The organism is Marinobacter sp. UBA2688, assembly GCF_002352785.1.
Lineage (GTDB): Bacteria > Pseudomonadota > Gammaproteobacteria > Pseudomonadales > Oleiphilaceae > Marinobacter > Marinobacter salarius.
Genome location: NZ_DELU01000024.1, coordinates 423,784 through 431,642, shown reverse-complemented (window position 1 = coordinate 431,642; position 7,859 = coordinate 423,784). Strand labels below are relative to the sequence as shown.

Below are 7,859 nucleotides of genomic sequence, written 5' to 3'. Positions count from 1 at the left end.
GAATCGGCAACGAAGTCATCGTCAGCTTCCTGGACGGCGACCCGGACCAGCCGATCATTACCGGAAGAACCTACCACGCCACCAACACCCCGCCGTACGCGCTGCCGGAGCACAAGACCAGAACCACTCTCAAGACCCAGACCCACAAGGGTGAGGGCAGCAACGAACTGCGATTCGAGGATGAAGCGGACAAGGAACAGATCTACGTCCACGCCCAGAAAGACCTGGACCTGCTGACGGAAAACAACCGCACCGAAGTCATCAAAAATGACAGCCACCTGACCGTGGACCGCCATCGCAAGGCCCACATCAAGGGCAATGACCACGCCACCGTGGACGGTGAGAAACGGGAACAAACCGGCAAGGACCACAGCTTCAACGTCACCGGCACCCTGCACCTGAAAGCCGGCACCGCCTGGCTCAGCGACTCCGGTACCGAACTGCACATCAAGGCCGGCCAGAAAGCCGTCATCGAAGCGGGTGCGGAAATCACCCTCAAGGCCGGCGGCAGTTTCGTAAAGATCGATCCCAGCGGTGTCGCCATGGGCGGCGCCGCCATCAAGCTGAATGCCGGTGGATCGCCGGGTAAGGGCAGTGGGCAGAAGGTTCAGGTGCCGGAAATGCCGGGGTTGGTGGAGAAGAATGGTGGGGCTGTTGCGGCTGAAGAACTGCTGGAGACACCCCAAAGACCGATGGCCAAGCCCGACCAGATACGCGCCATCAAAAATGCCGCGAACCAGGGTAAGGGTATCTGCCAGGTTTGCTCGCCAGAATCGCAAGGGGCGGTCTGATGGGTAAGCTGGCTGAATTTCCCGATAAGGGCAGAACGTTCATTCTTGTCGACGGTGCAAAAGTGAATGATTTGTCCCAGATTATTTATCGTGAACTAGAAACACCTCATTGCGATGCGCTCTACAGGGAAACTGAGCTTGCTGACCTTTTGGAAATTTCACCATGGCTGGTTGAAACGGGAATAGACAGCTCTCTGGCACTTAGATGTTTCGAAGAGTGGAAGTCTCAGGGTGTAGCGATCGCAATGCAGTCTGACTGCAATTTTGAAGGGGTCATGGACCATTTGCGTGGATTGCTTATGGCCAGGTTGGTGACGGGGGATGACGTTGTGTTCCGATTCTATGATCCTGAAATCGCGCGGCATCTGTTGAAGCTGGATTCATCAGGTGAAGATGTGAGGCGATTGATGGGGCCTTGTAGCCTGTTCGCCATTCAGGATCGTCGCACGGGTGAGTGGGAGTTCTTTCACAATGACCAACCCAATAGTGAGCAACAGGCTGAGATGTTCAGCATTCGTGAGGAACACCAGGTTGCGATGGAGAGAGCAGCGGAAGAGACGGCCCTCAGGAAGCTCGAGCTTCACGTTGCAAACTACTTTCCCCATTTGCTTCAGAAAACGAATGCAGATGGGCAGGATTGGGGGGCAGTCTCTGCGCTAGTCGACGGAGCAAAAGCGCGGGGATTGTACAGTACCCGCGGTATCGCCCTGTATATCAACACAATCGGCTGGCTTGGGCACCATGCATTCGAAGGCAGTGAAGTACAGACTCTGTGGAAAGAGAATTCCGCAGTACCAGGCAAAGCCATAGCGCGAATTGCAGAATTCGCCGAGAAAAAGTCTACGGAGGGACTGGTCCATGGGTAGTGCTAACAGCTCAGCGTTTTTACAGGGTGCTGATGACATCGACTCAGCGGCACAGATGTGCCCTCTCAAGCTCAAAACCGTTGCATTGTATCCGGTGCGCTGGGCGATCAGTCAGGAAGAGGTTACTTTGCCCCCCAACTTCCGCCCACCTTCCGTGGCGCTTGGAACCACTCATTACTGTGTTCGAAAACTGACACCCGGTTGGGTCTACATGTTCTCCGAAGTTTTCGGAACGCTACATGAGTACCGGGTCAATGAGCAGGGCCTGATAACCGAAGTACAGCCCGGTGTGAACTCTGTACTGCTTCCAGATGTCGATGCTGAACGTGCTTTGCCCGCTATACATCACCCGGCTGGAGGAAAGGTGCTCCTGAAATTCGTGCAGCATCGATGGACTGTGCGTTTGCAGGAACTTGTACGAACAGATGCACAGGTCCGCGACGAGCATATGCAGCCGTTTGACTTGAGCGGGCTTCCGGAAAAGCGTGAAGGTGCAAATATCAGTGAAACCGAAGCCATAAACGGAGTGGTTGAAGATTTTCGGCCAGAACCAATGGATTTCGAGTGGAGCCTGACGGATTTCGCCCAAGGAATCAGCGAGTCGGATTTGCAGGGGCAGTGCAAGAAAGAAACTGAGTTTTCGTACTGCGTTGCCCTTAACGATGAAATCGGTATCACCTCCGAGCTGGGCCAACTGCATGCGCTTCATGTAAATCTGATTACGAATTACGCGGAGGAGAATGCATATGCCTACTCCACCTCCCAGATGGTGGATGCGCTCATCGCCCGTGAGGCCAGCAAGAAGGAAACGGAAGAAGAGCGGGATGAGAATGCAGAAGAACTGAAAGAACGCATTCGTTCCGCTGACAAGGATGCGTTCGTAGAGGGTTACCATAAGAGAATTGAGGAATACGACCAAGCACGTGGTCGTGTATTCGATGACTGGAAGAGATGGGTTGACTCCGACCATTTGGCCCGGAAACTGGAGTTCAACGACTGCTACTGTGCGGAAGGGTTCGAAGCGGTTGAGCAGGAACTGGCAGATATACTGGATGGCTATGTCAGTGCCGAAAAGGGTAAGGAAGACGCCGAAGAGTGGTTGGCTGCAGACGAAGGCGAAGCCGGTACGGTCGGAAACATGCTCAGTACCGTGCTGTTCCTGGCATCTGCCACCAACGGTATTGCCCAGAAACTGAAAGACCTTCCCGGTTTTGATTATGGTCGCCTGAAGATCGTCGACAGTATCTTCGACATGCCGGCACATGTGCGAGTGAGCACTGCCACTGATGTTCTGATGCTGGAATTTGCCGCCCCCGCCGCAAAGATGGGAACCTGGGCGAAAGACCCTCAGACTTGGCCGCAGTGGAAAAAATGGACCAAGGCCGTCCAGAAACGCTATGGCATAGATGTTCATCGACAGGGAATCACCCTGAATACCGCGACGGACCTGCTCACGGCGGTCCACCGCAAATCACTGGAAGCTGCTGGCCATAACCTGTCTGAACTGACAATGACGCCGCTGGCTGCCGGCATGGCGGATGCCAGGATCAGGAATTACCTGCGTGGCACCATGATCGACGTGTTCCACCTGACCCCGGATTTCAAGGACAACCCCTTTGGCTGGCTTCATACCCGATTGGACCCGGTGGTTGAAAGCATTAAACAGAACCGGGGCAAGTTCATTGGAGCCGTGACCTTCTTCCACGCGATTAATGTGGCAAGCCTGTTCTCCGGCCTGGATAAGACCCAGCAGGATGTAATGCTGGGCGACCGATCCGTCATCGACCGGTGGGGGTATTTTGTATCTGGCCTGTGGAGCATCGGCGAAGGTGTGGTTAACCTCAGCGGGTTGCTGATCAAGGAGGAGTACGCGAAAGCCCTCGGGGCAAACTTGTCGGCCGCTGGGGCGAGGGTGTCGGTGGCTCTAAGTATCTTAAAGGATGTGAAGATTTTGTCTGTTGCTGCTAAGGGCTTCGTGACAATCACCACAAAGACCCTTCCCTATGTCGGTGTTTTACTGTCGATAGGTCTGGAAGGAAGGCGGGGTCTCAAGGCCTTGGACACAGGCCATCACGCAATGGTGGCTCTGTCCGGGGTCCAGATTGGGCTGAGCATCGGTATCACTTCTCTGGCTTCGCTGGCTGTGGCGGGTGCGTTTACCGGGGCAGGCGTGGCCGTTGTGCTAGTGGTGGGCGCGGTTCTGATCGCAGTCTCCTTCGTCATCAGCATGGTTCAGCTATACATCGCCCGGTCCAGGATTGAGGATTTCTTGTCATTGTCATTCTGGGGCAACGCGCCGACGTTGCGTTACTGGGATGATCAGTCCCGGCCATCAAGCGCGGAACTGCTGGAGTCAAGCAGGACCATCGCTTCTACGGACGAGGGCGGAGAAATCCGGGAATATTTTGAAGCGGAACTGGATGCGTTCTACTACATGTTGTTCTCGCCCATAGTGCGGATAACCGAGTACATGCCCAAGAATTGGGCTATATCCCGGCAGGGCGAACATAAGGTCCTGTCGGAATTTACGAGTTTCGCAGTGTATTTCCCGGGTTTTGTTGAGGGGACTTGCGCGGTTTCCATCAAGCTGTTCGAGGCGAACAGGAACTGGTTTTCTGACGACGATTCGAGCGATATCACCGACCTGTTTGATCGCAGGAGGACGATAGACCCCTCTCCCCAAGGGCTGATGTACGGGTTTACCCACTACAACCACGACGGGTGGGAACAGCTTGAACTGTTGATCGAGTACGAGAAGGATGGACGGAAAGTGACGGGTGAAAACGGGCTCCGTTTTATTCTGGACGGAAACGATGTGGAGGAATTGGGTGTCGATGAAAGACTCGCCTTTGAAGTGTGATTTTCCGGAAACGGACCTGGAGCAACAACTGGAAAAGAAGCTGTACCGCACCCATGGTGCGCGGCTTGCCAGTCCGCCGGCCCGTAAGGTGGCGGGGGTGTCCGATTCCTCGGAAGGAATGGATCAAGGCGTTGCTTTCATTAGTGAGCGGCTCATGGACATTAGGACGGCCTTCTTGTCTCTTCGAAGGGCCATGCCAGTCATCGTAAGTATGTTCATGATAATTGTTCTGGCGTTGGGTTGGATTGTTAGCTTGTTCTACTCAAAGGCGTTGCTTGGAGTATTGATCGCTTTTGGTCCTGTCTGGGTGGCCGTCTACCTGTTCGAAATCTTCTTTCCGTACACGCTGCCGGTCCGGATCGACCGGAAGGAGGGGTTCGTCTACATAGGACACCGCGGCACCTTCTACCGGATTCCCTGGGACGAGCTGGAAGTGACCTTTTCCTACAACTGGCAGTATCTGGGCTCTGGGGTAGTGTGGGAGCGGCAGTACTACGCCCACCTGTTCATGCGGGAAAAGCATTACTTTTGCGGGAAGCCCCCCAAGATGCCCCTACAGCGCAAGAAGATCTTTTCTGGGTTTAAGGAAGAGGATATGTATCGGAAATGGAATTTCATTGTCAGGTATTACGACGAGGGGGTTGTTGAAGAGGATGAGGAGAATCTCTACGGAGCAAATTATGACTCCTATAATCAGCACGTGGCTGGCCAAATGGGTCGTCGTATTTTCGGGCATGTATTATTTTTCTTCTTTATGCCGACCATAGTATGGTCGAAGTATACACCCTCAAAATACAAATGGCCGAAAGAGATTGAAGCAATATTTGGGAAGATTAACTACTACTGATTCTCCGCTATTTGCACAAGCTGACTTCGGCTTATGCGGATCGCAACCAAGATGAGCGGCCTGCCGGTCTTCCTGCTTGTAAGTTGTAACTATAGTCCCGTATACGGAGATTAAAAAATGAAGAAAGGACTCCTACTCCTCCTCTGCCTCCTAATTACCCCCATCACCCAGGCCGGTACCTACCGCTGGGTCGATGAAAACGGCCAGACCCACTTCGGGGACCGACCGCCGGTGAATGCAGCCTCTGATGAAGTAGAGCTAAAAGCCCCCGCACCGTCTTCGGATGCCGATGCCCGCGCGCGCAAGGAGCGGATGAATGAATTCCTCGAGCAAACCGAACAGGAGCGGGCTGAGCGCAATGAAGCGAAAGCCAAGCAGGAGGCGAAAGCGGCTAAGCATGAGGCTCTTTGTGAGTCCTTACGGGCACGGTTGAAGCATCTTAAGAGCGTTTCACGTATGTACCGGCTGAACAAGGAGGGCGAGCGGGTGTTTGTCGACGATGAGGAGAATGAGCGTATCCGCCAGGAGTTTCGTGCGAAGGTACAGAGTGAATGCGGCGCCTGATTCCGTTTTGGTTTGCTTTCGCCCTCTTTACCGCGTTCAACGCCTATGCAGAACCACCGGAACTGGCGCTGGCCGGTGTCTACGACGAAGGCGTTGCCCTCGATGATTATTGGGTAAGCGAGAAACTGGACGGTGTACGGGCCTATTGGGACGGTGAGCGGTTCTGGTCCCGGGGTGGCAACGAGTATCGGGCGCCTGACTGGTTTACTGAGGGCTTTCCCGATGTGCCCATGGACGGCGAACTCTGGATGGGGCGAGGCCGGTTTGCGGAGCTGTCCGGCGCGGTGCGCCGGCTGGAACCGGTCGATCCCAGTTGGCGCCAGATCCGGTTTATGGTGTTTGACCTTCCGGCGCTCGATCAGCCCTTTGCTGAACGTGTTGCGGCTATGGAAGCGTTGGTGCAGCCATCACCGTCGCCATTCCTGGCCATGGTCGTGCAACGTAAGGCCACGGATCATGAGCGTTTGATGTCGGCGCTGGACAAGGTGGTGTCCGAGGGCGGCGAGGGTTTGATGCTGCGTCGCGGCGGCAGCCTTCATTCAACTGGCCGTTCAGATGATCTGTTGAAGGTGAAGCGTTACGATGATGCCGAGGCGGTCGTGGTAGCGCATCTTGCCGGCAGCGGAAAATACGAAGGCATGCTTGGATCAGTTCTAGTAAGGCGGAATGATGGCCGCCAGTTCCACATTGGTACCGGATTCAGTGATGAGCAACGGGAAGATCCGCCGCCGGTTGGGGCTACCATTACCTATAAATATTACGGCTTCACGTCGACAGGCCTTCCCAGATTTGCCAGTTTTCTGCGGATTCGCAATGACGAACCCGAGGCGCCGTGATCCTGGGGCGCTCAATTACGAGGTCTTCATCTACCGCCCCATACCTTGTGCTACAGTGGTTTTAACCGTGGTCGTTCTATATCTTTCCATGGTTGCTGAATGCCAGCTCTGTCAGGGCAACCCTGATGCCGGTAGTCAGTGGACAATGTGAATCGTTACCGAAAGCCGAAATAGCAGTACGACATACTGATAAGGAGGCAACAAATGGAAGCGAAATCCAGTCAGAACGAGTACGAGCAGGTCAGGCAAGATTTGCAGCAACTTCGCGAAGATCTCTCCAAGCTCACCAAAGCCGTTGCTGATGGGCAAAAGAGCAATATCAGCAGCCTTCGTGATGAAATTCGCCGGGAAAGCCGTGAGGCCTTTGATCAGGTCCGGCAACGCGGTGATGAGGCCTTCAACCGTGCCCGGGATGCGAGCAGTAAAGCGGTGCACGATGTTGAGCACAAAATCGAGGAGCGGCCGTTCCTGAGTGTTGTGCTCATGTTCCTCGCAGGCTTGTTGGTTGGCCGGTTGCTGGACCGCTGATCATGCCCGATTCCGCCTGGTTACAGGGCGTCTTGCGCAAGGCAGTCGCGGCCATCATAGGTTTTATGCTGGCCTTTGTGTTGCTGGTCGCCCTGTTGATTACCGGTTTTTACATGCTCGTCAATGCCGCCATGCTGGCTTTATCGCCCGTGATGGGGGAGGCCGGCGCCATGGCGGTGACGGGCATGTCCTGCCTGTTGTTGCTGGCGTTGTTTTTCTATCGAATGACACGTCCGGCTACGTCCAAGAAAACCGCCAGTGCCGCCGGTGAGGGTGATGACCAGCCTTCCACGTCACCAATCGATGCCATCAGAGACCTTGTCCGCAACAATCCACTGGAAGCGGTGTTTGCGGCATTTACTCTTGGTGTGGTGGAGCAGGGTGATCCTCGCCTGAAGTCACTGCTGTTGCAGGGCGGCATGGTCCTGATGAAGGAAGCTGAGGCCGAGCAGGCCCGAGACAAAGACAAAACGGACTCACGGGAAAGTGGCACGGACGCGCCAGTCACATGATCGTCACCTGAGCGTAACCCCCCGCGCCGACAATAGCCGTGCAGTACCATTCATT

General features: G+C 54.8%; 8 protein-coding genes. All 8 read left to right on the top strand.

Annotated features, from left to right (window positions below):
- Positions 1-791, top strand: a 791-nt coding sequence (locus B3M52_RS15125; RefSeq protein ID WP_414673600.1) for a type VI secretion system Vgr family protein, incomplete at its 5' end; no start/stop codon positions are given.
- On the top strand, positions 791-1,657 hold the full coding sequence (locus B3M52_RS15120; RefSeq protein WP_075195609.1) for a DUF4123 domain-containing protein: 867 nt from the start codon (positions 791-793) through the stop codon (positions 1,655-1,657). The genes B3M52_RS15125 and B3M52_RS15120, both read left to right, overlap by 1 nt.
- Positions 1,650-4,517 carry a toxin VasX gene (locus tag B3M52_RS15115; RefSeq protein WP_075195610.1) on the top strand — a complete coding sequence of 956 codons (2,868 nt, stop codon included), beginning with the start codon at positions 1,650-1,652 and terminating at the stop codon, positions 4,515-4,517. Before B3M52_RS15120 ends, B3M52_RS15115 begins: the two co-directional genes overlap by 8 nt.
- Positions 4,492-5,364: a hypothetical protein gene (locus B3M52_RS15110; protein WP_075195611.1), complete on the top strand. Its 873-nt coding sequence runs from the start codon at positions 4,492-4,494 to the stop codon at positions 5,362-5,364. Before B3M52_RS15115 ends, B3M52_RS15110 begins: the two co-directional genes overlap by 26 nt.
- A gap of 117 nt (positions 5,365-5,481) precedes the next feature.
- Positions 5,482-5,928, top strand: a complete 447-nt coding sequence (locus B3M52_RS15105; protein WP_075195612.1) for a DUF4124 domain-containing protein — start codon at positions 5,482-5,484, stop codon at positions 5,926-5,928.
- Positions 5,916-6,764, top strand: a complete 849-nt coding sequence (locus tag B3M52_RS15100; protein WP_075195613.1) for a DNA ligase — start codon at positions 5,916-5,918, stop codon at positions 6,762-6,764. Before B3M52_RS15105 ends, B3M52_RS15100 begins: the two co-directional genes overlap by 13 nt.
- 204 nt (positions 6,765-6,968) lie before the next feature.
- Entirely contained in the window at positions 6,969-7,292 is a 324-nt protein-coding gene (locus B3M52_RS15095) for a DUF883 family protein (RefSeq protein WP_036211199.1), read from the top strand.
- Positions 7,293-7,294: 2 nt separating this feature from the next.
- Positions 7,295-7,804 carry a hypothetical protein gene (locus tag B3M52_RS15090; RefSeq protein WP_075195614.1) on the top strand — a complete coding sequence of 170 codons (510 nt, stop codon included), beginning with the start codon at positions 7,295-7,297 and terminating at the stop codon, positions 7,802-7,804.
- The last annotated feature ends 55 nt before the right edge of the window (positions 7,805-7,859 follow it).